General features: G+C 53.0%; 16 protein-coding genes, 1 tRNA gene and 3 rRNA genes. 9 read left to right on the forward strand and 11 right to left on the reverse strand.

Translation table 11 applies throughout. The features are described from left to right. Nucleotides 1–67: 67 nt before the first annotated feature. From glnL to ABFI50_RS08930, 3 genes are all read left to right on the forward strand, one after another. The gene (glnL, locus tag ABFI50_RS08920; RefSeq protein WP_063862313.1) at nt 68–1,117 is read left to right on the forward strand and encodes a nitrogen regulation protein NR(II); all 1,050 of its coding nucleotides are present in this window, start codon (nt 68–70) and stop codon (nt 1,115–1,117) included. An 11-nt stretch (nt 1,118–1,128) separates the two neighbouring features. Continuing rightward, nucleotides 1,129–2,541 carry a nitrogen regulation protein NR(I) gene (gene glnG / locus ABFI50_RS08925; protein WP_014885761.1) on the forward strand — a complete coding sequence of 471 codons (1,413 nt, stop codon included), beginning with the start codon at nt 1,129–1,131 and terminating at the stop codon, nt 2,539–2,541. A gap of 110 nt (nt 2,542–2,651) precedes the next feature. Further along, a complete protein-coding gene (locus ABFI50_RS08930) occupies nt 2,652–2,762 on the forward strand; it encodes a YshB family small membrane protein (protein ID WP_023331639.1) in 111 nt (36 codons plus the stop codon). A gap of 100 nt (nt 2,763–2,862) precedes the next feature. Here the strand turns inward: ABFI50_RS08930 and hemN are convergent, their stop codons facing one another. Together hemN and yihI are read right to left on the reverse strand one after the other, a co-directional pair. Continuing rightward, nucleotides 2,863–4,236, reverse strand: coding sequence for an oxygen-independent coproporphyrinogen III oxidase (gene hemN / locus ABFI50_RS08935; protein WP_121527214.1), 1,374 nt, complete (start codon nt 4,234–4,236; stop codon nt 2,863–2,865). A gap of 188 nt (nt 4,237–4,424) precedes the next feature. Beyond that, nucleotides 4,425–4,943, reverse strand: coding sequence for a Der GTPase-activating protein YihI (gene yihI / locus ABFI50_RS08940; protein WP_023331641.1), 519 nt, complete (start codon nt 4,941–4,943; stop codon nt 4,425–4,427). Nucleotides 4,944–5,520: 577 nt separating this feature from the next. On the opposite strand from yihI, the gene yihA reads away from it, so the two are divergent. Further along, nucleotides 5,521–6,150, forward strand: coding sequence for a ribosome biogenesis GTP-binding protein YihA/YsxC (gene yihA, locus ABFI50_RS08945; protein ID WP_014885764.1), 630 nt, complete (start codon nt 5,521–5,523; stop codon nt 6,148–6,150). Between the two features lie 312 nt (nt 6,151–6,462). On the opposite strand, the gene polA is transcribed toward yihA, so the two are convergent. Then, nucleotides 6,463–9,255 (reverse strand): DNA polymerase I, encoded by a 2,793-nt coding sequence (polA, locus tag ABFI50_RS08950; RefSeq protein WP_032635200.1) that lies wholly within the window; start codon nt 9,253–9,255, stop codon nt 6,463–6,465. Between the two features lie 440 nt (nt 9,256–9,695). Between polA and ABFI50_RS08955 the strand changes: the two genes are divergently transcribed. Further along, complete coding sequence (locus tag ABFI50_RS08955; RefSeq protein ID WP_014885767.1) at nt 9,696–10,604, forward strand: acyltransferase; 909 nt, start codon at nt 9,696–9,698, stop codon at nt 10,602–10,604. A gap of 23 nt (nt 10,605–10,627) precedes the next feature. Here ABFI50_RS08955 and dsbA read toward each other — a convergent pair whose 3' ends face one another. The 3 genes from dsbA to ABFI50_RS08970 all read right to left on the reverse strand — a co-directional run bounded on the left by dsbA (nt 10,628) and on the right by ABFI50_RS08970 (nt 12,610). Further along, nucleotides 10,628–11,251, reverse strand: coding sequence for a thiol:disulfide interchange protein DsbA (gene dsbA, locus ABFI50_RS08960; protein WP_014885768.1), 624 nt, complete (start codon nt 11,249–11,251; stop codon nt 10,628–10,630). 27 nt (nt 11,252–11,278) lie between these two features. Next, nucleotides 11,279–12,265, reverse strand: a complete 987-nt coding sequence (locus tag ABFI50_RS08965) for a serine/threonine protein kinase (RefSeq protein ID WP_248197571.1) — start codon at nt 12,263–12,265, stop codon at nt 11,279–11,281. A 75-nt stretch (nt 12,266–12,340) separates the two neighbouring features. Beyond that, complete coding sequence (locus ABFI50_RS08970) at nt 12,341–12,610, reverse strand: YihD family protein (RefSeq protein ID WP_003861904.1); 270 nt, start codon at nt 12,608–12,610, stop codon at nt 12,341–12,343. A 68-nt stretch (nt 12,611–12,678) separates the two neighbouring features. Here ABFI50_RS08970 and mobA point away from each other — a divergent pair, with 68 nt between their 5' ends. After that, nucleotides 12,679–13,263, forward strand: coding sequence for a molybdenum cofactor guanylyltransferase MobA (gene mobA / locus ABFI50_RS08975; RefSeq protein WP_032635205.1), 585 nt, complete (start codon nt 12,679–12,681; stop codon nt 13,261–13,263). Then, on the forward strand, nt 13,260–13,763 hold the full coding sequence (gene mobB / locus ABFI50_RS08980; protein WP_023331644.1) for a molybdopterin-guanine dinucleotide biosynthesis protein MobB: 504 nt from the start codon (nt 13,260–13,262) through the stop codon (nt 13,761–13,763). The genes mobA and mobB overlap by 4 nt, the downstream gene beginning before the upstream one ends. Before the next feature lie 77 nt (nt 13,764–13,840). Here the strand turns inward: mobB and rrf are convergent. The 4 genes from rrf to ABFI50_RS09000 all read right to left on the reverse strand — a co-directional run bounded on the left by rrf (nt 13,841) and on the right by ABFI50_RS09000 (nt 18,818). Then, a 5S ribosomal RNA gene (gene rrf / locus ABFI50_RS08985) occupies nt 13,841–13,956 on the reverse strand. Nucleotides 13,957–14,020: 64 nt separating this feature from the next. Continuing rightward, nucleotides 14,021–16,925, reverse strand: a 23S ribosomal RNA gene (locus ABFI50_RS08990). A gap of 192 nt (nt 16,926–17,117) precedes the next feature. Continuing rightward, a tRNA-Glu gene (locus ABFI50_RS08995) sits at nt 17,118–17,193 on the reverse strand. 85 nt (nt 17,194–17,278) lie between these two features. Beyond that, nucleotides 17,279–18,818: ribosomal RNA gene (locus tag ABFI50_RS09000) — 16S ribosomal RNA — on the reverse strand. Together the 16S, 23S and 5S rRNA genes with 1 tRNA gene alongside form the textbook arrangement of a ribosomal RNA operon. 452 nt (nt 18,819–19,270) lie before the next feature. Between ABFI50_RS09000 and ABFI50_RS09005 the strand changes: the two genes are divergently transcribed. Next, complete coding sequence (locus ABFI50_RS09005; protein WP_014881867.1) at nt 19,271–19,978, forward strand: FadR/GntR family transcriptional regulator; 708 nt, start codon at nt 19,271–19,273, stop codon at nt 19,976–19,978. Next, the gene (gene mdtD / locus ABFI50_RS09010) at nt 19,975–21,408 is read left to right on the forward strand and encodes a multidrug transporter subunit MdtD (protein ID WP_023331646.1); all 1,434 of its coding nucleotides are present in this window, start codon (nt 19,975–19,977) and stop codon (nt 21,406–21,408) included. The genes ABFI50_RS09005 and mdtD overlap by 4 nt, the downstream gene beginning before the upstream one ends. Here the strand turns inward: mdtD and rbsR are convergent. Beyond that, the gene (rbsR, locus tag ABFI50_RS09015) at nt 21,374–22,366 is read right to left on the reverse strand and encodes a ribose operon transcriptional repressor RbsR (RefSeq protein ID WP_014881869.1); all 993 of its coding nucleotides are present in this window, start codon (nt 22,364–22,366) and stop codon (nt 21,374–21,376) included. The genes mdtD and rbsR overlap by 35 nt on opposite strands. Nucleotides 22,367–22,368: the final 2 nt, after the last annotated feature.

The raw sequence follows: 22,368 nt of genomic DNA on the forward strand, positions 1-22,368 counted from the left end.
ACGCGCTTTTTACGCCGAAAAAGCTATACTGCACTAAAACAGTGCAACGACTCCAGGAGACTGCTGAATGGCAACTGGCACGCTGCCCGATGCTGGGCAGATCCTCAATTCTTTAATTAACAGTATCTTGCTGGTCGACGACGAGCTGGCCGTTCATTACGCCAACCCGGCGGCGCAGCAGCTGCTGGCCCAAAGCGCGCGGAAACTGTTTGGTACCCCGCTTCCGGAACTCCTGAGCTATTTTTCGCTGAATATTGGCCTGATGCACGAAAGTTTGCAGGCCGGCCAGGGGTTTACCGATAACGAAGTGACGCTGGTGATCGACGGGCGCTCGCATATTCTGTCGCTGACTGCGCAACGACTTCCAGAAGGGATGATCCTGCTTGAAATGGCGCCGATGGATAATCAGCGTCGCCTGAGCCAGGAGCAGCTCCAGCATGCGCAGCAAATTGCCGCCCGTGACCTGGTGCGTGGTCTGGCGCATGAAATCAAAAACCCGCTGGGTGGGTTACGCGGTGCGGCGCAGCTTCTGACCAAGGCGTTACCCGATCCTGCGCTGGCGGAGTACACCAACGTCATCATTGAGCAGGCGGACCGTCTGCGTAATCTGGTTGACCGTCTTCTGGGGCCGCAACAGCCGGGAATGCATGTTACGGAAAGCATTCATAAGGTGGCTGAACGCGTCGTGAAACTCGTCTCGATGGAGCTGCCGGAGAACGTCACGCTGGTGCGTGATTACGACCCCAGCCTGCCGGAACTGGCGCATGACCCGGATCAAATTGAGCAGGTCCTGTTGAATATTGTCCGCAATGCCCTGCAGGCGCTGGGACCGGAAGGGGGCGAGATTATTTTACGTACCCGTACCGCCTTCCAGCTCACCTTACATGGCGTGCGCTATCGGCTGGCGGCGCGCATCGACGTCGAGGATAACGGGCCCGGTATTCCCTCCCATCTTCAGGACACTCTGTTTTATCCGATGGTCAGCGGTCGCGAAGGCGGGACCGGCCTGGGCTTATCTATCGCCCGCAGCTTGATCGATCAGCACTCCGGAAAAATTGAATTTACCAGTTGGCCGGGACATACCGAGTTTTCGGTTTTCCTGCCGATTAAAAAATAAAGGTGACGTTTATGCAACGAGGGATAGTCTGGGTAGTCGATGACGATAGCTCCATCCGTTGGGTGCTTGAACGCGCGCTCACAGGGGCAGGATTAAGCTGCACGACGTTTGAGAGCGGCAGCGACGTGCTCGATGCACTCACCACCAAAACGCCAGACGTTCTGCTTTCGGATATTCGCATGCCGGGCATGGACGGGCTGGCGCTTTTAAAGCAGATCAAACAACGCCACCCTATGCTTCCGGTCATCATAATGACGGCACACTCCGATCTGGATGCCGCTGTGAGTGCCTATCAGCAAGGGGCGTTCGATTATCTGCCCAAACCGTTTGATATCGATGAGGCGGTGGCACTGGTTGAGCGTGCGATTAGCCATTACCAGGAGCAGCAACAGCCGCGCCACGCGCCCGATTTTGGGCCTACCACCGACATCATCGGCGAAGCGCCGGCGATGCAGGATGTGTTTCGCATTATTGGCCGTCTGTCGCGTTCATCCATCAGCGTGCTGATCAACGGTGAGTCGGGAACCGGTAAAGAGCTTGTGGCGCATGCCTTGCATCGCCACAGCCCGCGAGCAAAAGCGCCGTTTATCGCCCTGAATATGGCCGCGATCCCAAAAGATTTGATTGAGTCCGAGCTGTTCGGCCACGAGAAGGGGGCGTTTACCGGCGCGAATACCATTCGCCAGGGGCGCTTCGAACAGGCTGATGGCGGGACGCTTTTCCTGGACGAGATAGGCGATATGCCGCTGGATGTTCAGACCCGCCTGTTGCGCGTGCTGGCCGACGGGCAGTTTTATCGCGTGGGCGGCTACGCGCCGGTGAAGGTGGACGTGCGCATTATCGCCGCGACGCACCAGAACCTGGAGCAACGCGTACAGGAAGGCAAATTCCGTGAGGATTTATTCCATCGCCTGAACGTGATTCGCGTTCATCTGCCGCCGCTGCGTGAGCGCCGGGAAGATATTCCCCGCCTGGCGCGACATTTCCTGCAGGTGGCCGCCCGCGAGCTGGGTGTGGAAGCCAAGCAGCTTCACCCGGAAACCGATGCCGCCCTGACGCGTCTGGCGTGGCCAGGCAACGTGCGTCAGCTGGAGAATACCTGTCGCTGGTTAACCGTGATGGCTGCCGGGCAGGAAGTGTTAATTCAGGATTTACCGGCCGAACTGTTTGAAGCGACCGCGCCTGAGAGCAGTACCGGTCACGCGTTGCCGGACAGTTGGGCGACGCTGCTGGCACAATGGGCCGACCGCGCGCTGCGTTCCGGTCATCAAAACTTATTGTCTGAAGCCCAGCCAGAGATGGAACGTACGTTGTTGACCACCGCGCTTCGTCATACGCAAGGCCATAAGCAGGAAGCCGCCCGCCTGTTGGGATGGGGGCGTAATACCCTGACGCGCAAGCTTAAAGAGCTGGGAATGGAGTAATCTTACCCGAAGTGTAAAGGTTATTAATTGAGCGCAAATTGCCGTTATTTTGCGCTTTACTGTTCTGATGAGTTTTGTATGATCGTGCCCGGAAATTGAGGGTGTCGATCATGCTGGAAACTTTGGTAAATATGCTCTCTAGCGGAGCCGTTGAAAGCCACACGCCACAAACCGCCGTTGCGGCTGTTTTGTGTGCGGCGCTGGTGGGGCTGTTTAGCTAGCGAGCTGTCAATGAAAAGCCGGGTGGCGGCTTCGCCTTACCCGGCCTACAAAAGCGCGAAATGTAGGCCGGGTAAGCGAAGCGACACCCAGCATTGCCGCTTAAATTACCCGCGAGAACTGCTGCATGCGCGCCTTCTGGCGCAGATACGCGTCAAAGCACATACAGATGTTACGAATCAACAGACGCCCCTTCGGCGTGACCTCAACGGCACTCTCCGACACCTCCACCAGCCCATCTTTCGCCAGCGGTGCCAGAAGCTTCAGATCTTCCGCGAAGTAATCCCTGAAGTGCAGATCCCAGTGCGCCTCAACATCTCTGAATTCGAGACGGAAGTTGCAGATAAGCGCCTTGATCACATCGCGACGGATACAGTCATCACGGGTTAACGCAATGCCGCGCCACAGGGCGTTGCCGGTTTCATCCACCTGCTGATAATACAGCTTCAGCTCTTTCTGGTTCTGCGCGTAGCAGTCGCCCATCATGCTTATCGCGGAGACGCCCAGACCGAGCAGATCGGTATCACCCTGCGTGGTGTATCCCTGGAAGTTGCGGTGCAGCACCCCTTCTCGCTGGGCGATCGCCAGTTCGTCATCCGGACGAGCAAAGTGATCCATACCGATAAACTGATAGCCGGTCTCGGTCAGCGAAGTAATGGTTTCCTGCAGGATATCCAGTTTCTGCTGAGCAGAAGGGAGATCCGCATCTTTGATTTTACGCTGGGCGGCAAACAACGTCGGCAGGTGCGCATAGTTAAAGACGCTCAGGCGGTCCGGGTTAAGCTCGGCCACACGCTTCAGCGTGAAGGCGAAGCTCTCTGGCGTCTGTTTTGGCAGGCCGTAAATCAGGTCAATATTGGTCGACGTAAAGCCGATTTCACGCGCATGATTGAGCAAGGCAAAGATAAACTCTTCGTCCTGCTCGCGGTTCACCAGACGCTGGACCTCTTTGTTGAAATCCTGCACGCCCATGCTCAGACGATTGAAGCCTTCCGCGCGTAAGTGATCCAGGACATCCAGCTCAATTTCACGCGGGTCAACCTCGATCGAGATTTCAGCATCGTCGTTAAAATTAAAGTGGCTACGTAAAAGCGTCATCAAACGCGTGATTTGCGCTTTATTCAGGTAGGTTGGCGTGCCGCCGCCCCAGTGAAGCTGGCTGACGTGACGCCCTTTAAACAGCGGTGCACGGTGAAGAATTTCCTGTTCGAGCGCATCGAGATACTGATCGGCTTTATGCTGCTGACGGGTAACGATTTTATTGCAGCCGCAGAAGTAGCAGAGCTTGTGGCAGAACGGAATATGGACGTAGAGCGACAGCGGGCGCTCAGGATAGCGCGCAACAGCCTGCTGAAAATCCGCCTCGCCGAAGGCATCGGAGAACTCCAGCGCAGTGGGGTATGACGTATAACGCGGCCCGGAATAGTTATATTTCTGGATTAGGGCCAAATCCCAGTCGATAGTTGGTGCTGACATGCTCACTCCTTCCGTTGGTGTCGCGTTCGTATACGGCGGCCCGTTCTGGCCCCGTTGCGGGCCATCATTCGGGTGCGCAGCCACTTCTGTCGCCGCGACAACCGCCGTAGTTTAACGAATAACCACACCAGATAACATATAACCGGAAGGGTTATAAGCAGGACTATCGTACCTGCCGGGTGCAAATGTTAGTTTCCACCCTTCAGAAGACGCATCATATCTTCCTGCTTTTCATCTTCTTCTTCTTCGTCGTCTTCGTCGTCATAAGACAGACCCAGCTTCTGCATTAGCTCATCAATGCGGTCCAGTTTGGCATCCACCCATGACTGCTCTTCAGCGGTCAGGGTTTCACCCTCTTCAAGACGTTCCAGCAGCGCGTCCAGGCGCTCATCGTTCTCCAGCAAATCCAGCTCAGCCTGCGGTGAAAGCATAGGTTTCTCGCTCTTTGGTTTGTGCTGCTTAGTGACCGGGGTGTCTGTCACGCCCAGTGGAATGGGAGTTTTACTGCCGATACGAGGATCTTTCTGCTGTTTGCCTTTTGCAGAAGCGCCCGCTGCACCACCGCCGTTCGCACGGCTTCCCGCAGCATGGCCACGATGTTTTTTATCGCGTTTGCGATCGCGCGCTTCCTGGTTCAGTTCTTCGCGCGTTTTGCGGCGTGCTTTCGCAGGGCGTTTAGCACCTGCTGCGGAGGTTGGTTTTTTCATGATGTTTTGTCTTTAAGTCGTTTTCTTCAGTATAGAATTGCGGCGAAATCTAGCAGAAAGCAAGCAAAGAAAAAAGGCGACAGAGCAATCTGTCGCCTTTTTTCCTGACTCACAACCCTTAGCGGGTCAGACATTCCATGTTTACCAACAACAAACCCTGTTTATCCCTTGGCTGATACCGTCCGTGTACGGTTCCCTTTCCTTTTAAAACGCCTCCAGGCGCCGGTCGTCCTGACTGTCCTGCGTCTTCGCCTCCTGGCGCTCCTGACCCTAATCCTTAAGTTGAATTCCTGTTGGCTTCCTCGCCCTGACGCATACTTTACCTTGTTCGCTTAAACTAACAAGCAACGAAACGGTGCAAAAAGAGATTTTCAGACAATTACCCGGAAATAAGCTTATGATTTAAAACAGTTTGGCTTTTTTGACACCTGCGAATTCTCTTAAATCTCCCATAGCATGATGAGCCGATCTCTCACACAAGTGCGGGCTTTCCCCTGCAAGCTCTGTGTAATGAGAAAAGCCTTTTGTTGGCATTCGGGTATAATCCCCCCCAGATTACGATTTTGGAGACGACCACGTGACTACCTGGAACTACCAACAGACGCATTTTGTCACCAGTGCGCCCGATATTCGCCACCTGCCATCTGATACCGGTATTGAAGTGGCTTTTGCTGGCCGCTCCAATGCGGGGAAATCCAGCGCCCTGAATACGCTGACCAATCAGAAGAACCTGGCGCGCACCTCAAAAACGCCTGGCCGTACCCAGCTGATCAACCTCTTTGAAGTGGCTGAAGGCAAACGCCTGGTCGACTTGCCGGGATATGGTTATGCGCAGGTGCCTGAAGAGATGAAGATCAAATGGCAACGTGCGCTGGGCGAATACCTGGAAAAACGCATGTGCCTGAAAGGTCTGGTGGTGCTGATGGATATTCGCCATCCGCTGAAAGATCTCGATCAGCAGATGATCGACTGGGCCGTCGCAAGCGATATTGCCGTGCTGGTGCTGCTGACAAAAGCCGATAAGCTGGCAAGCGGTGCGCGTAAAGCGCAGGTGAATATGGTTCGCGAAGCGGTACTGGCCTTCAATGGCGATGTTCAGGTGGAGCCTTTCTCTTCGCTGAAAAAACAGGGTGTAGACAAGCTGCGCCAGAAGCTTGATAGCTGGTTTAACGAGCTGGAACCCGCGACAGAAGCGGAAGAAGAGTAATACTGAGCGCGGCAATGCCCGCGCTTTTTTTTACCTGAACTTTTCTTTGCCACAATAAAAAACGCCCCAGTCATTACTGACTGGGGCGGCTAAAATATTCAGCCAAATCCGATTACGTGAAGTAAAAGGTCTGAAAGATAGAACATCTTACCTCTGTACCCTACGTCGATAACTCTACCCCTTTTTTTGCTGCAGAAAAAGCACTTTTTGTAGTTTTTTTTCATTCTTTACATAGGGAATTCTAATGATCGTCACAAAACGCACGTGGTTATGTTGCTAACTTACATAAAAAGCGCGTTATTCACAGAACCGTTAGTGAGCCTGATCCCAGTTTTCACCACTCCCCACTTCCACCAGCAACGGCACGTCAAGCGTCATGCTGCTTTCCATCAGTTCGTGGATCTTTTTCGACACGGTGTCGAGATCGTCTTTATGCACTTCAAACACCAGTTCATCGTGTACCTGCATGATCATTTTCACGCGCGGCTTCTCTTTCTCCAGCCAGGCATCCACGGCAATCATTGCACGCTTGATGATGTCTGCTGCAGTTCCCTGCATCGGGGCGTTGATCGCGGCACGTTCTGCGCCAGCGCGGCGCGCCGCGTTGCTGGATTTGATGTCCGGAAGATAAAGACGGCGGCCATCCAGGGTTTCAACGTAACCTTTCTCTTTCGCCTGAGCGCGAGTGCGTTCCATGTACTCCAGCACGCCCGGGTAACGTTCGAAGTAGAGATCCATATACTTCTGCGACTCTTTACGCGGGATGTTGAGCTGGCGTGAAAGGCCGAAAGCGCTCATGCCGTAGATCAGACCGAAGTTGATCGCTTTTGCGCTGCGGCGCTGCTCGTTTGTCACGCTGTCCAGCGGCAAACCGAACACTTCCGCTGCGGTCGCCCGGTGAATATCTTTCCCTTCCGCAAATGCCGTCAGCAGGCCTTTGTCACGGGACAGGTGCGCCATAATGCGCAACTCAATTTGCGAGTAGTCAGCCGAGACAATCAGGTAGTCATCAGGTGCAATAAAGGCCTGGCGAATGCGACGCCCCTCTTCATTACGCACCGGGATGTTCTGCAGGTTTGGATCGGTTGACGAGAGTCGACCGGTTGCCGCAACCGCCTGATGATATGACGTATGCACCCGGCCCGTTTTCGGGTTGATCATCAGCGGGAGCTTGTCGGTATAAGTAGACTTCAGCTTCGCGAGACCACGGTACTGCAGGATCACTTTTGGCAGCGGGTAATCCAGTGCCAGTTCTTCCAGCACCTCTTCAGAGGTGGATGGCGCACCGCCAGGGGTTTTCTTCAGCGGCTTGATGCCCTGTTTTTCAAACAGGATGGTTTGCAACTGTTTCGGTGAAGAGAGGTTAAACGGCTCGCCTGCAAGCTCATGGGCTTTCTGCTCAAGCTCGGTCAGACGCTGTGCCAACTCTCCGGAGTGGTTATGCAGCACCGTAGGGTCGATTTTTACGCCGTTGCGTTCAATACGCGACAACACGGGAACCAGCGGCATTTCGATATGCTGGAACACGTTGAGCGGACCTTCATGCTTCTGCAGTTTCGGCCACATTTTCAGATGCAGCTGCAGCGTAACGTCGGCATCTTCCGCCGCGTAGCGCCCTGCTTCTTCGAGAGCTATCTGGTTAAAGGTGAGCTGATTTTTTCCTTTACCGGCAATCTCTTCAAAGGTGATGGTTTTGTGCTTGAGCCAGCGGTCAGATAAGGAATCCATATCATGACGACCCGCGACGCTGTCCAGAATATAGGATTCGAGCATGGTGTCGAAGGCAATCCCGCGCAGTTCAATGCCGTAGTTTTGCAGAATACCGCGGTCATACTTGAGGTTTTGCCCGACCTTCAGCGCCTTTTCGTCTTCCAGAATCGGCTTCAGCAGCTCAAGCACGCGTTCGCGAGAGATCTGCTCTGGTGCATCCAGATAGTCGTGCGCCACAGGCACATAGGCTGCCATACCCGGCTCTGTTGCAAAGGACAGACCCACCATGTTGGCAGAGATATTATCGAGGCTGTCAGTTTCGGTATCAAAGGCAAACACCGGTGCCTTTTTCAGTTTCTCGATCCAGGCGATCAGCTGCGACTCTTCAAGAATGGTTTCGTAGTTATCGAAGGAGAGGACTGTGGCTTCTTCTTCTGCCTGCTCTTCGGCATCAACGACAATCGTCTCTTTTGGCTTTGCAGCAGGTTTGGCCCCTTTCGCCTGCAGCCATTTACCCGCTTCCACGTCAGTGGTCCAGCGCTTGAATTCGTATTTCTTAAACAGGCTCAGCAATTCGTCAGCAGAAGGCTGTTGCACTTCCAGCTGCTCACAGCCCAGTTCCAGTTCGACATCGGTTTTGATTGTTGCCAGCTTATAAGAGAGATAAGCCACCTCTTTGTTCTCTTCCAGTTTGCCGGCCATGGTTTTTGCGCCACGGAAGGAGAGGCCTGCAATTTTGTCTGATTCAGCGTAAAGCGTATCCAACCCACCCAGACCCTGAAGCAACGCCTGCGCGGTTTTTTCACCGACGCCGGGCACACCAGGAATGTTATCCGAGGAGTCGCCCATCAAGGCAAGGAAGTCGATAATCAGTTCCGGCGGCACGCCATACTTAGTGACCACCTCTTCTGGTCCCAGAATGGTATTGGTCATAGTGTTAATCAGGGTGATGCCTGGCGTCACCAACTGTGCCATATCTTTATCACCGGTGCTGATCAGTACCGGACGACCCATTTTTTCTGCTTCTCGCGCCAGCGTACCGATGACGTCGTCGGCTTCCACGCCAGAGACAGCCAGCAGCGGCAGGCCCATCGCTTTCACCATGGCGTGCAGCGGCTCAATTTGCGCACGTAGATCGTCAGGCATAGGCGGACGGTGGGATTTGTAATGCTCGAACAACTCATCGCGGAAGGTTTTGCCTTTCGCATCAAAAACGACTGCCGCATGGGTTGGCTGATACTGAAGGATCAGGCTGCGCAGCATATTCAGCACGCCGTACATTGCGCCGGTAGGTTCCCCTGCGCTATTGGTCAGAGGAGGAAACGCATGGTATGCCCGATACAGGTAAGATGAGCCATCGACGAGAATAAGTGGGTTTTCTGGGATCTGAACCATAATGTCCGTGCCTTTAATCAATTTATGCGTAAAGGATGCCACATAAGGATGAAAACATCAGTTATTCAGTCCCGATACAGAAAAAGATTTTGCGATCGTGAGGATCGCTCGCAAAAATCAAACTGTGGATAAGTTTGTGAATATTTTCGCTTCAAATGAAAAGTAGACAGCCATTGCAGATCAAGACTGATAACAAATCATTAAATATCATATTGTTAATTAAGCACATCACATAAAAACAGCTTACTGATGGCAATTTAGTCTATGTGGATATAAGTCCTGATTAGTGCGCAATATTAGAGAAATCTTCTGCATCAGGGTAAAAGCGGTCAAATGACGGCGTGAAAGCGCCAATACTTTGTCGTTTTTCTGGTAAAATCAGCGCCCAGCGCCGACGTGTCGGCCGCGCTCTTACCGCTAACCACCTGAAAAAACTCATCATGTCGAGATTGCTCGCTGCAATAACCTTACTGTTAAGCATCATTTTAACTATTCTGGTGACGATCGCCTGTTCCGTGCCGATCATCATCGCCGGGATCATTAAACTGCTGCTGCCTGTGCCCTCGGTGTGGCGAGCCGTGTCAGCGTTTTGTAACTTCATGATGTACTGTTGGTGTGAAGGGCTGGCGATCCTGTTGTGTCTGAACCCGCATCTGAAGTGGGATGTCGAAGGACTGGAGAACCTCAATAAAAAGAACTGGTATCTGCTGATTTGTAATCATCACAGCTGGGCCGACATCGTGGTGTTATGCGTGCTTTTCCGCAAACACATCCCGATGAATAAATACTTCCTCAAGCAACAACTTGCCTGGGTACCTTTTATTGGGCTGGCCTGCTGGGCGCTCGATATGCCGTTTATGAAACGCTATTCGCGCAGCTATTTGCTTCGTCATCCGGAGCGTCGTGGTAAGGATGTAGAGACCACCCGCCGTTCCTGCGAAAAGTTTCGCGCGCATCCAACAACCATTGTGAACTTTGTGGAAGGCTCCCGGTTTACGGAAGAGAAACGTCAGCAAACACGCTCCCCGTATCAAAACCTGCTGCCGCCAAAGGCGGCGGGCATTGCGATGGCGCTTAATGTACTGGGTGCTCAGTTCGATAAGTTACTCAACGTCACGCTCTGCTACCCGAAGAACGATAACACCCCGTTCTTCGATATGCTCAGCGGCAAGCTGACACACATTGTTGTGCGGGTGAATTTAGTTCCCGTCGATGCCGAACTGCATGGCGACTACGTTAACGATAAAAATTTCAAACGTCGTTTCCAGCAGTGGCTTAATACACTCTGGAAAGAAAAAGACGAGCAGATAGACAGCATTAAATCTTCATACAAAAACGCCGGTCAGTGACCGGCGTTTTCATCTCTAAGAACTTACTTTTTCTCAACCAGGTATTTCACGGTGTCAGCATACTGCTGAACGAAAATATCCATGCTGCTGGTGTCCATGCCCTGCATGTTCAGCTGATATTTACCGTTAACGAACATCGCCGGAACGCCCTGAAGCTGCAGGTCAGACGCCGCTTTTTCCTGCTGAGCAACCAGAGATTTCACCACAAAGCTATTCCACGCGGCGTCATACTCTTCCCCTTTCACACCAGCATCAACGAACACTTTACGGATATCCGCTGTGGTCTGAACGGTCTGGGTTTTCTGCACGGCTTCAAACATTGGGGCGGTGATCTTATCTTCCACGCCCAGTGCCATCGCAACCGCCCACGCCTGAGTCAGGTCTTTACCCAATGGGCCCAGGAACTCAACGTGGTACTTGGTCATTTTGGTGCCTTCCGGCAGTTTTTTCTTCACGTTGTCAGAAACATGCAGCACTTCTTCGAACTGGTAGCAGTGCGGGCAGTAGAACGAGAAGAACTCCAGAACCTGTGGCTCGCCAGCAACCGGCTTCTCCAGCGTAGTGTACTGTTTGCCGTCGGTAAATTGTGCAGCAGAAGCGCTAAATGCCAGAATCATACCTGCCAGCGCCAGCCAAATTTTTTTCATGATTAACTCTCTCCTGGGTGTGTCCTATTAATACATCGGCGTTAATTGCAGCGGGGGTTCCTGAAGAACCTTAACCTGCTCAGTGAATGTAGATATCTGGCTGCGCCAGTAATCTTCCCCGGTAAGCCACGGGAAATTACGGGGAAATGCGGGATCGTCCCAACGCCTGATTAACCACGCGAGATAATATACAAAACGCATCGCACGTAAAGGTTCAATCAGGGCAATTTCGTCTGAATTAAACGGGCTAAATTCTTCATAGGCTTCAATAATGGTTTCAAGCTGCATGCGTTGCTCGGCTTTGTCGCCATTCATCAGCATCCACAGGTCCTGAACCGCGGGCCCCATGCGCGCATCATCAAGATCGACAAACAGCGGGCCATCGCGCCAGAGTATATTTCCGGCGTGACAATCGCCGTGCAGGCGCAGGACGGAAATATCATCGCGCCAGCAGGTTTTTACCGCAGCAATAAGTTTATCGGTGGCGCTGAGGAAATCAGCCTTTAGCCCAGTGGGGATCAGTGCAGAGGTTTCGAATACCTGGCGCGGCTCGATAAGATATTCCTGAATACCGATCGTCGGTCGGGCTGTGAATACCGTTTTTCTTCCCGTCAGGTGAATGCGACCCAGATAGCGGGCAACCCACTCCATTTGATCGATATTATCCGCTTCAAACTGGCGGCCACCCAGGCTTGGGAATACAGCGTAATAAAAGCCTTCATGCGTCAGCAGCGTTTGGTTGTTGAATTTTATCGGTGCGGCAACCGGGACATCGTCATCCAGCAGATCGTGAGCAAACTGATGCTCTTCCTGAATTTGTTCTGCGGTCCAACGTTCAGGCCGGTAGAACTTCACGACAAAGCGCTGACGATCCTCATCCTGAAATTGATAGACACGGTTTTCGTAGCTATTTAAAGGCGTTAACCCCGAATCCACACGAATGCCCTGTTCAAACAGGGCATCCATAATGGTATCCGGGTGTAATGTCTGGAAAGTAAAAGCCTGGTCGTTCATCCGATCATCCGGAAATTATACGAATGATTCAGGATATCATCTTGTGGCGATTTCGGTGGCTCCGCTTACAAGCTTTTACTCTTTAATTACGCCACGGGCGCGCAGCAGCGCCGTTTTAAAATCTTCCTCATAATCCTTCTGAATACCAGGAATAACAGCATCTTTGGCAGAATCGCGCATTTTGAGGTGGTAGATCAGGATGTCATCAGAAAGGTCTGCCAGTTCGCCGTCAAAACCTGACTCTTTTGCCAGTTTCTGCAAGAATTGCATCAGATTAAGCTCTGGCTCTTTTTGCCAGGCTGGCTGGAGGAGTTCAATAACTTCATTCAGACGTTTACATTTCATGGTGGTGCTCCTTTCATTTAGAGTGACACGTTAGCAGGGTCAATCCCACAATAAAAGAGGCGATATTCGTGAATCTTAGCCAGGAAATCATTGGGGTCGTTCTGGCAGGTGGCAGAGCAACGCGGATGGGAGGGAAAGATAAGGGGCTCCAGCTCCTGAATGGCAAACCCTTATGGCAATGTGTCGCTGATACGCTCGCCGGCCAGGTGACAACCCTGGCCATCAGCGCTAACAGGCATATCGACACGTATCAGCACAGCGGGTATGCCGTGTATCAGGATAATATTGAGGATTACCCGGGGCCGCTGGCCGGTATGCTCTCAGTGATGCAGCAGTCGAACGGTGAGTGGTTTCTGTTCTGTCCCTGCGATACCCCGTTTATTCCATCCTGTCTCGCTGAGCGTCTGGTTCAGCTTCGTGGCACAGCATCCGTGGTTTGGGTACATGACGGCGAGCGCGACCATCCTGCTATTGCCTTAATGCACCGCTCGCTAGTGTCTTCTCTGGAGGCGTATCTGGCGGCGGGAGAACGCAGAGTGATGGTGTTTATGCGCCAGTCTGGCGGCCATCCTGTTGATTTTAGCGATTTCAAATCGGCTTTTGTGAACGTGAATACGAGTGAAGATTTGCAGAGGATGCAGGAGAAGAGATGATCCCCGTTTTAGCTATTTCCGCATGGAGCGGCACAGGGAAAACCACGCTGCTGAAGAAACTAATACCCGCACTGTGTGCGAAAGGTATTCGCCCCGGATTGATTAAGCATACGCACCATAACATGGATGTCGATAAACCGGGAAAAGACAGCTATGAGCTGCGTAAAGCGGGTGCCGCGCAGACAATCGTGGCAAGCAATCAGCGCTGGGCATTAATGACAGAAACGCCAGATGAGGCACCGCTGGATCTGGCTTATCTGGTCAGCCGGATGGATCATTCCAGCCTGGATCTGGTGCTGGTCGAGGGGTTTAAGCATGAGGCTGTACCTAAGATCCTGCTGTTCCGAAGCGATGCCGGGCATGATGTTAGCGAGTTAACGCTTGATGAGCATGTGATTGCGGTGGCCGGTGATGTTGTATTGCCGCTTGAGGTTCCGCAGTTGGATTTAAATGATGTGGATGGGATAGCGGAGTTTATTGTGACGTGGAGTGCGGTTTGATGCCCTCTTCCTGCGGGAGAGGAAAACCAAAAGCAAAAAACCCCGCACCTTACGGTACGGGGTTCTTCTTGATTGATGCCTGGCAGTTCCCTACTCTCACATGGGGAGACCCCACACTACCATCGGCGCTACGGCGTTTCACTTCTGAGTTCGGCATGGGGTCAGGTGGGACCACCGCGCTAAAGCCGCCAGGCAAATTCTGTTATCTGTACCAGGCTGAAAATCGTCTCTCACCGCCAAAACATCTTCGGCGTTGTAAGGTTAAGCCTCACGGTTCATTAGTATCGGTTAGCTCAACGCATCGCTGCGCTTACACACCCGACCTATCAACGTCGTCGTCTTCAACGTTCCTTCAGGAGACTTAAAGTCTCAGGGAGAACTCATCTCGGGGCAAGTTTCGTGCTTAGATGCTTTCAGCACTTATCTCTTCCGCATTTAGCTACCGGGCAGTGCCATTGGCATGACAACCCGAACACCAGTGATGCGTCCACTCCGGTCCTCTCGTACTAGGAGCAGCCCCCCTCAATTCTCCAGCGCCCACGGCAGATAGGGACCGAACTGTCTCACGACGTTCTAAACCCAGCTCGCGTACCACTTTAAATGGCGAACAGCCATACCCTTGGGACCTACTTCAGCCCCAGGATGTGATGAGCCGACATCGAGGTGCCAAACACCGCCGTCGATATGAACTCTTGGGCGGTATCAGCCTGTTATCCCCGGAGTACCTTTTATCCGTTGAGCGATGGCCCTTCCATTCAGAACCACCGGATCACTATGACCTGCTTTCGCACCTGCTCGAGCCGTCACTCTCGCAGTCAAGCTAGCTTATGCCATTGCACTAACCTCCTGATGTCCGACCAGGATTAGCTAACCTTCGTGCTCCTCCGTTACTCTTTGGGAGGAGACCGCCCCAGTCAAACTACCCACCAGACACTGTCCGCAACCCGGATCACGGGTCTACGTTAGAACACCAGCCATTAAAGGGTGGTATTTCAAGGTCGGCTCCACGCAGACTGGCGTCCACGCTTCAAAGCCTCCCACCTATCCTACACATCAAGGACCAGTGTTCAGTGTCAAGCTATAGTAAAGGTTCACGGGGTCTTTCCGTCTTGCCGCGGGTACACTGCATCTTCACAGCGAGTTCAATTTCACTGAGTCTCGGGTGGAGACAGCCTGGCCATCATTACGCCATTCGTGCAGGTCGGAACTTACCCGACAAGGAATTTCGCTACCTTAGGACCGTTATAGTTACGGCCGCCGTTTACCGGGGCTTCGATCAAGAGCTTCGCGTTGCCGCTGACCCCATCAATTAACCTTCCGGCACCGGGCAGGCGTCACACCGTATACGTCCACTTTCGTGTTTGCACAGTGCTGTGTTTTTAATAAACAGTTGCAGCCAGCTGGTATCTTCGACTGATTTCAGCTCCACCCGCAGGGGCTTCACCTACATATCAGCGTGCCTTCTCCCGAAGTTACGGCACCATTTTGCCTAGTTCCTTCACCCGAGTTCTCTCAAGCGCCTTGGTATTCTCTACCTGACCACCTGTGTCGGTTTGGGGTACGATTTCGTGTTACCTGATGCTTAGAGGCTTTTCCTGGAAGCAGGGCATTTGTTACTTCAGCACCGTAGTGCCTCGTCATCACACCTCAGCGTTAATAAGGTACCGGATTTACCTGGAACCTCCGCCTACATGCTTAAACCGGGACAACCGTCGCCCGGCTAACATAGCCTTCTCCGTCCCCCCTTCGCAGTAACACCAAGTACAGGAATATTAACCTGTTTCCCATCGACTACGCCTTTCGGCCTCGCCTTAGGGGTCGACTCACCCTGCCCCGATTAACGTTGGACAGGAACCCTTGGTCTTCCGGCGAGCGGGCTTTTCACCCGCTTTATCGTTACTTATGTCAGCATTCGCACTTCTGATACCTCCAGCAACCCTCACAGGCCACCTTCAACGGCTTACAGAACGCTCCCCTACCCAACAACACATAGTGTCGCTGCCGCAGCTTCGGTGCATGGTTTAGCCCCGTTACATCTTCCGCGCAGGCCGACTCGACCAGTGAGCTATTACGCTTTCTTTAAATGATGGCTGCTTCTAAGCCAACATCCTGGCTGTCTGTGCCTTCCCACATCGTTTCCCACTTAACCATGACTTTGGGACCTTAGCTGGCGGTCTGGGTTGTTTCCCTCTTCACGACGGACGTTAGCACCCGCCGTGTGTCTCCCGTGATAACATTCTTCGGTATTCGTAGTTTGCATCGGGTTGGTAAGCCGGGATGGCCCCCTAGCCGAAACAGTGCTCTACCCCCGAAGATGAGTTCACGAGGCGCTACCTAAATAGCTTTCGGGGAGAACCAGCTATCTCCCGGTTTGATTGGCCTTTCACCCCCAGCCACAGGTCATCCGCTAATTTTTCAACATTAGTCGGTTCGGTCCTCCAGTTAGTGTTACCCAACCTTCAACCTGCCCATGGCTAGATCACCGGGTTTCGGGTCTATACCCTGCAACTTAACGCCCAGTTAAGACTCGGTTTCCCTTCGGCTCCCCTATACGGTTAACCTTGCTACAGAATATAAGTCGCTGACCCATTATACAAAAGGTACGCAGTCACCTAACAAGTAGGCTCCCACTGCTTGTACGTACACGGTTTCAGGTTCTTTTTCACTCCCCTCGCCGGGGTTCTTTTCGCCTTTCCCTCACGGTACTGGTTCACTATCGGTCAGTCAGGAGTATTTAGCCTTGGAGGATGGTCCCCCCATATTCAGACAGGATACCACGTGTCCCGCCCTACTCTTCGAGTTCACAACCTGTGCATTTTCGTGTACGGGACTATCACCCTGTACCGTCGGACTTTCCAGACCGTTCCACTAACACACAAGCTGATTCAGACTCCGGGCTGCTCCCCGTTCGCTCGCCGCTACTGGGGGAATCTCGGTTGATTTCTTTTCCTCGGGGTACTTAGATGTTTCAGTTCCCCCGGTTCGCCTCGTTAACCTATGTATTCAGTTAACGATAGTGCAACGAATTGCACTGGGTTTCCCCATTCGGACATCGCCGGGTCAAAGGTTCATATCACCTCGCCGGCGCTTTTCGCAGATTAGCACGTCCTTCATCGCCTCTGACTGCCAGGGCATCCACCGTGTACGCTTAGTCGCTTAACCTCACAACCCGAAGATGTTTCTTTCGATTCATCATCGGTTTGCGAAAATTTGAGAGACTCGAACACACATAACATGTGTGTCGTTTCAATTTTCAGCTTGATCCAGATTTTTAAAGAGCAAATATCTCAAACATGACTCGCAAGTCAGTTTTGAGATATGACGGCAGGTGACTTTCACTCACGAACCAGCAAGTGGCGTCCCCTAGGGGATTCGAACCCCTGTTACCGCCGTGAAAGGGCGGTGTCCTGGGCCTCTAGACGAAGGGGACACTGAAGTCTCAATCGCAAGACGCCTTGCTATTTACTTTTCATCAGACAATCTGTGTGAGCACTACAAAGGCAGGTTCTTTAAGGTAAGGAGGTGATCCAACCGCAGGTTCCCCTACGGTTACCTTGTTACGACTTCACCCCAGTCATGAATCACAAAGTGGTAAGCGCCCTCCCGAAGGTTAAGCTACCTACTTCTTTTGCAACCCACTCCCATGGTGTGACGGGCGGTGTGTACAAGGCCCGGGAACGTATTCACCGTAGCATTCTGATCTACGATTACTAGCGATTCCGACTTCATGGAGTCGAGTTGCAGACTCCAATCCGGACTACGACGCACTTTATGAGGTCCGCTTGCTCTCGCGAGGTCGCTTCTCTTTGTATGCGCCATTGTAGCACGTGTGTAGCCCTACTCGTAAGGGCCATGATGACTTGACGTCATCCCCACCTTCCTCCAGTTTATCACTGGCAGTCTCCTTTGAGTTCCCGGCCTAACCGCTGGCAACAAAGGATAAGGGTTGCGCTCGTTGCGGGACTTAACCCAACATTTCACAACACGAGCTGACGACAGCCATGCAGCACCTGTCTCAGAGTTCCCGAAGGCACCAATCCATCTCTGGAAAGTTCTCTGGATGTCAAGAGTAGGTAAGGTTCTTCGCGTTGCATCGAATTAAACCACATGCTCCACCGCTTGTGCGGGCCCCCGTCAATTCATTTGAGTTTTAACCTTGCGGCCGTACTCCCCAGGCGGTCGACTTAACGCGTTAGCTCCGGAAGCCACGCCTCAAGGGCACAACCTCCAAGTCGACATCGTTTACGGCGTGGACTACCAGGGTATCTAATCCTGTTTGCTCCCCACGCTTTCGCACCTGAGCGTCAGTCTTTGTCCAGGGGGCCGCCTTCGCCACCGGTATTCCTCCAGATCTCTACGCATTTCACCGCTACACCTGGAATTCTACCCCCCTCTACAAGACTCTAGCCTGCCAGTTTCGAATGCAGTTCCCAGGTTGAGCCCGGGGATTTCACATCCGACTTGACAGACCGCCTGCGTGCGCTTTACGCCCAGTAATTCCGATTAACGCTTGCACCCTCCGTATTACCGCGGCTGCTGGCACGGAGTTAGCCGGTGCTTCTTCTGCGGGTAACGTCAATTGCTGCGGTTATTAACCACAACACCTTCCTCCCCGCTGAAAGTACTTTACAACCCGAAGGCCTTCTTCATACACGCGGCATGGCTGCATCAGGCTTGCGCCCATTGTGCAATATTCCCCACTGCTGCCTCCCGTAGGAGTCTGGACCGTGTCTCAGTTCCAGTGTGGCTGGTCATCCTCTCAGACCAGCTAGGGATCGTCGCCTAGGTGAGCCGTTACCCCACCTACTAGCTAATCCCATCTGGGCACATCTGATGGCAAGAGGCCCGAAGGTCCCCCTCTTTGGTCTTGCGACGTTATGCGGTATTAGCTACCGTTTCCAGTAGTTATCCCCCTCCATCAGGCAGTTTCCCAGACATTACTCACCCGTCCGCCACTCGTCACCCGAGAGCAAGCTCTCTGTGCTACCGTTCGACTTGCATGTGTTAGGCCTGCCGCCAGCGTTCAATCTGAGCCATGATCAAACTCTTCAATTTAAGTTTGATGCTCGTGAATTAAACTTCGTAATGAATTACGTATGTTCACTCAGAGACTTGGTATTCATTTTTCGTCTTGCGACGTTAAGAATCCATGTCACTTTGAGTGCCCACACAGATTGTCTGATAAATTGTTAAAGAGCAGTGCCGCTTCGTTTTCGCTGCGGCGCGGGGTGTGCATATTACGCTTTCCCGCTTCAGAGTCAAGCGTTTATTTTGCTTTTCTCTGCTGACCCGGCGGCGTGTGTGCCGTTGTTCCGTGTCAGTGGAGGCGCATTATAGGGAGTTATTTCACAGTGACAAGAGGAAATTTAAAAAAAGTTTCCGTCCGTGTTTTTTTTCACCAATAGCGGTGAAATCAAGCTACAAATTGTTCTATTTGATGTATCTACAACCACAATCACATTCGAGGTGGCATAATTATCAGCATGAAACATTAAGGAATAAACGCGATGCCATTAAGCGCACAACAGCTGGCCGCCCAAAAAAACCTCTCCTATGTGCTGGCAGAAAAGCTGGCGCAACGGATTTTAGCGGGAAAATATGCCCCGGGCAGCATCCTGCCGGGTGAAATGGAGTTGGGCGAGCAGTTTGGGGTGAGCCGTACCGCCGTTCGTGAAGCGGTGAAAACCCTGACGGCAAAAGGGATGGTTCTCCCGCGCCCGCGCATTGGTACGCGCGTGATGCCGCAGAGTAACTGGAATTTTCTCGATCAGGAGCTGCTCTCCTGGTGGATGACAGAAGATAACTTTCATCAGGTGGTCGATCACTTCCTCGTGATGCGTAGCAGCCTTGAACCCCAGGCCTGCCTGCTTGCCGCCACGCTCGGAACAGCAGAGCAGAAAGCGCAACTTAACGCGTTGATGGAAGAAATGGTGTTCCTGAAAAAACACTTCAACCGGGAACGCTGGGTTGAGGTTGATATGGCCTGGCATGAACATATCTATATGATGAGCGCCAATCCCTTCCTGACCTCCTTTGCCTCGTTATTCCATTCGGTGTACCACACCTACTTTTCCTCTATTACACAAGACGAAGTGGTAAAGCTGGATTTGCATCAGGCGATAGTGGATGCCATTCAGGAGAGCGACGGGCAGCGAGCCCTGAGTGCGTGCCAGGCATTGCTGGCCGCGCCAACCCACCAGCAGGTAGATAAATGACAAAGAAAAAAGCACGCAGCATGGCCGGATTGCCGTGGATTGCAGCCATGGCGTTCTTTATGCAGGCACTGGATGCCACCATCCTCAACACAGCGCTTCCCGCCATTGCACAAAGCCTCAACCGCTCCCCGCTGGCAATGCAATCCGCCATCATCAGCTATACCCTGACGGTGGCGATGCTGATCCCGGTAAGCGGCTGGCTGGCTGACCGCTTCGGTACCCGCAGAGTTTTCATGCTTGCCGTAACGCTCTTTACCCTGGGTTCGCTGGCCTGCGCGCTCTCCACATCCTTAACAGAGCTGGTTATCTTCCGCGTGTTACAGGGCATTGGCGGCGCGATGATGATGCCCGTGGCGCGCCTGGCATTGCTGCGTGCCTACCCACGCAGCGAGCTGCTTCCCGTGCTCAACTTCGTCACCATGCCGGGCCTCGTCGGCCCGATACTGGGCCCGGTACTCGGCGGCGTGTTTGTGACCTGGGCAAGCTGGCACTGGATCTTCCTGATTAATATCCCGATTGGTGTGGCAGGGCTGTTCTACGCTCGCAAATATATGCCCAACTTCACCACGCCAAGACGCAGCTTCGATATGGGCGGATTTTTCCTGTTTGGTCTGAGCCTGGTGCTGTTCTCCAGCGGGATGGAGCTGTTTGGTGAGAAAATCGTTGAAACGTGGCTGGCACTGGCCGTCATCCTCAGCGGTATTCTGCTTTTCCTTCTTTATATACGTCATGCGCGTCGCCACCCGACACCGCTTATCTCTTTATCGCTGTTTAACACCCGGACCTTCTCCGTCGGGATTGCAGGAAACATAGCTTCACGCCTGGGGACAGGATGCGTACCGTTCCTGATGCCATTGATGTTGCAGGTAGGTTTTGGCTATCCGGCCCTGATTGCCGGCTGCATGATGGCGCCCACGGCAATGGGTTCAATTCTGGCAAAATCAACCGTCACGCAGGTACTGCGCTGGTTTGGCTATCGTAAGACGCTGGTTGGCGTGACGGTCTTTATCGGCCTGATGATTGCGCAATTCTCTCTGCAATCCGCCTCTCTTCCCGTCTGGATGCTGATCCTGCCGTTGTTTGTGCTGGGCATGGCAATGTCGACGCAGTTTACGTCGATGAACACCATTACCCTTGCCGATCTGACTGACGAGAATGCCAGTAGCGGCAACAGCGTGCTGGCGGTAACGCAGCAGCTGTCGATCAGTTTAGGGGTGGCGGTAAGTGCAGCAGTGCTGCGCTTTTATGAGGGTTTTGACAGCGCGAATACCGTTGAGCAGTTCCACTATACCTTTATTACGATGGGCGCACTCACGGTGGTATCGGCGCTGGTCTTTATGCTGTTAAAACCGAAAGACGGCCGAAACCTGATCAAAGAGCGCCACAAAGCAAAGGCTAAACCGAACCCCGTTCCATCAGAACAGGAGTAAGCTGCAGACGTTGCTGTTGCAGCGTGGGCTGCGCCATTCGGTGGATCAACACATCAATGGCCAGCTCACCCAGTTCATCTTTCGGCTGATGAATGGTGGTCAGCGGCGGCGTCATGTAGCGCGCCAGTTCGATATCATCGTAGCCAATGATCGCCATATCGTCCGGAACGCGTAACCCCGCCTGATACAACGCCTGATAAGCACCAAATGCCATCGCATCGTTACCGATAAATACCGCCTGCGGACGCGGCTCTTGCATCAGCAATGTCTGCATCGCCTCAAAGCCGCCGTTAAATTCGAAATCACCGGTGATCCGGTAGCCGTCAGGGATGGCAAGACCCGCGCGTTCCATCGCCGAGAGATAACCTTCCAGACGCAAGCGCGCCGGGGTTTTATCCAGCGGGCCGGTAATGCAGGCGATGCGGGTATGACCTTTATCTATCAGATGCTGAGTTGCCATGTCGCCGCCCAGCAGGGAATTATCCTGAATCAGATCGCTGGTCCCATCGAACGGCGCCCAGTCCATCATCACCGTAGGAATTGAAGGGTAGCGCTGGATAATCTCTTTCGACGGTTGATGGGTTTCGGTACAGAGCAGCAATAACCCGTCGACGCGTTTTTGCATCAGCGTTTCCAGGTTACGGTTCATGCGCTGTTCGTCACCCTCGGTATTGCACAGCACCAGACTGTAGCCACGCTCGAAGCAGCTGCGCTCTACGCCGCGAACAAGTTCAGAATAAAAAGGGTTGGTACTGGCGGTGATCAGCATACCGATGGTGCGCGTCTGGTTAAGCTTAAGGCTGCGCGCCAGCGCCGACGGCGCATAGTTGAGATCTTTTACTGCGGCTTCGACTTTCTCCCGAATCGCCTCGCTAACGAAACGATCGTTATTAATAACGTGAGAGACAGTCGAAGTAGAAACACCCGCCATGCGGGCGACATCTTTCATCGTAGCCAAAC

The organism is Enterobacter sp. HNDS-6, assembly GCF_039850505.1.
GTDB classification, from domain to species: domain Bacteria; phylum Pseudomonadota; class Gammaproteobacteria; order Enterobacterales; family Enterobacteriaceae; genus Enterobacter; species Enterobacter kobei.

Coding starts and splice junctions, on each gene's coding strand:
- glnL (WP_063862313.1), top strand. CDS start 68: ATGGCAACTGGCACGCTGCCCGATGCTGGGCAGATCCTCAATTCTTTA.
- glnG (WP_014885761.1), top strand. CDS start 1,129: ATGCAACGAGGGATAGTCTGGGTAGTCGATGACGATAGCTCCATCCGT.
- ABFI50_RS08930 (WP_023331639.1), top strand. CDS start 2,652: ATGCTGGAAACTTTGGTAAATATGCTCTCTAGCGGAGCCGTTGAAAGC.
- hemN (WP_121527214.1), bottom strand. CDS start 4,236: ATGTCAGCACCAACTATCGACTGGGATTTGGCCCTAATCCAGAAATAT.
- yihI (WP_023331641.1), bottom strand. CDS start 4,943: ATGAAAAAACCAACCTCCGCAGCAGGTGCTAAACGCCCTGCGAAAGCA.
- polA (WP_032635200.1), bottom strand. CDS start 9,255: ATGGTTCAGATCCCAGAAAACCCACTTATTCTCGTCGATGGCTCATCT.
- ABFI50_RS08955 (WP_014885767.1), top strand. CDS start 9,696: ATGTCGAGATTGCTCGCTGCAATAACCTTACTGTTAAGCATCATTTTA.
- dsbA (WP_014885768.1), bottom strand. CDS start 11,251: ATGAAAAAAATTTGGCTGGCGCTGGCAGGTATGATTCTGGCATTTAGC.
- ABFI50_RS08965 (WP_248197571.1), bottom strand. CDS start 12,265: ATGAACGACCAGGCTTTTACTTTCCAGACATTACACCCGGATACCATT.
- ABFI50_RS08970 (WP_003861904.1), bottom strand. CDS start 12,610: ATGAAATGTAAACGTCTGAATGAAGTTATTGAACTCCTCCAGCCAGCC.
- mobB (WP_023331644.1), top strand. CDS start 13,260: ATGATCCCCGTTTTAGCTATTTCCGCATGGAGCGGCACAGGGAAAACC.
- ABFI50_RS09005 (WP_014881867.1), top strand. CDS start 19,271: ATGCCATTAAGCGCACAACAGCTGGCCGCCCAAAAAAACCTCTCCTAT.
- mdtD (WP_023331646.1), top strand. CDS start 19,975: ATGACAAAGAAAAAAGCACGCAGCATGGCCGGATTGCCGTGGATTGCA.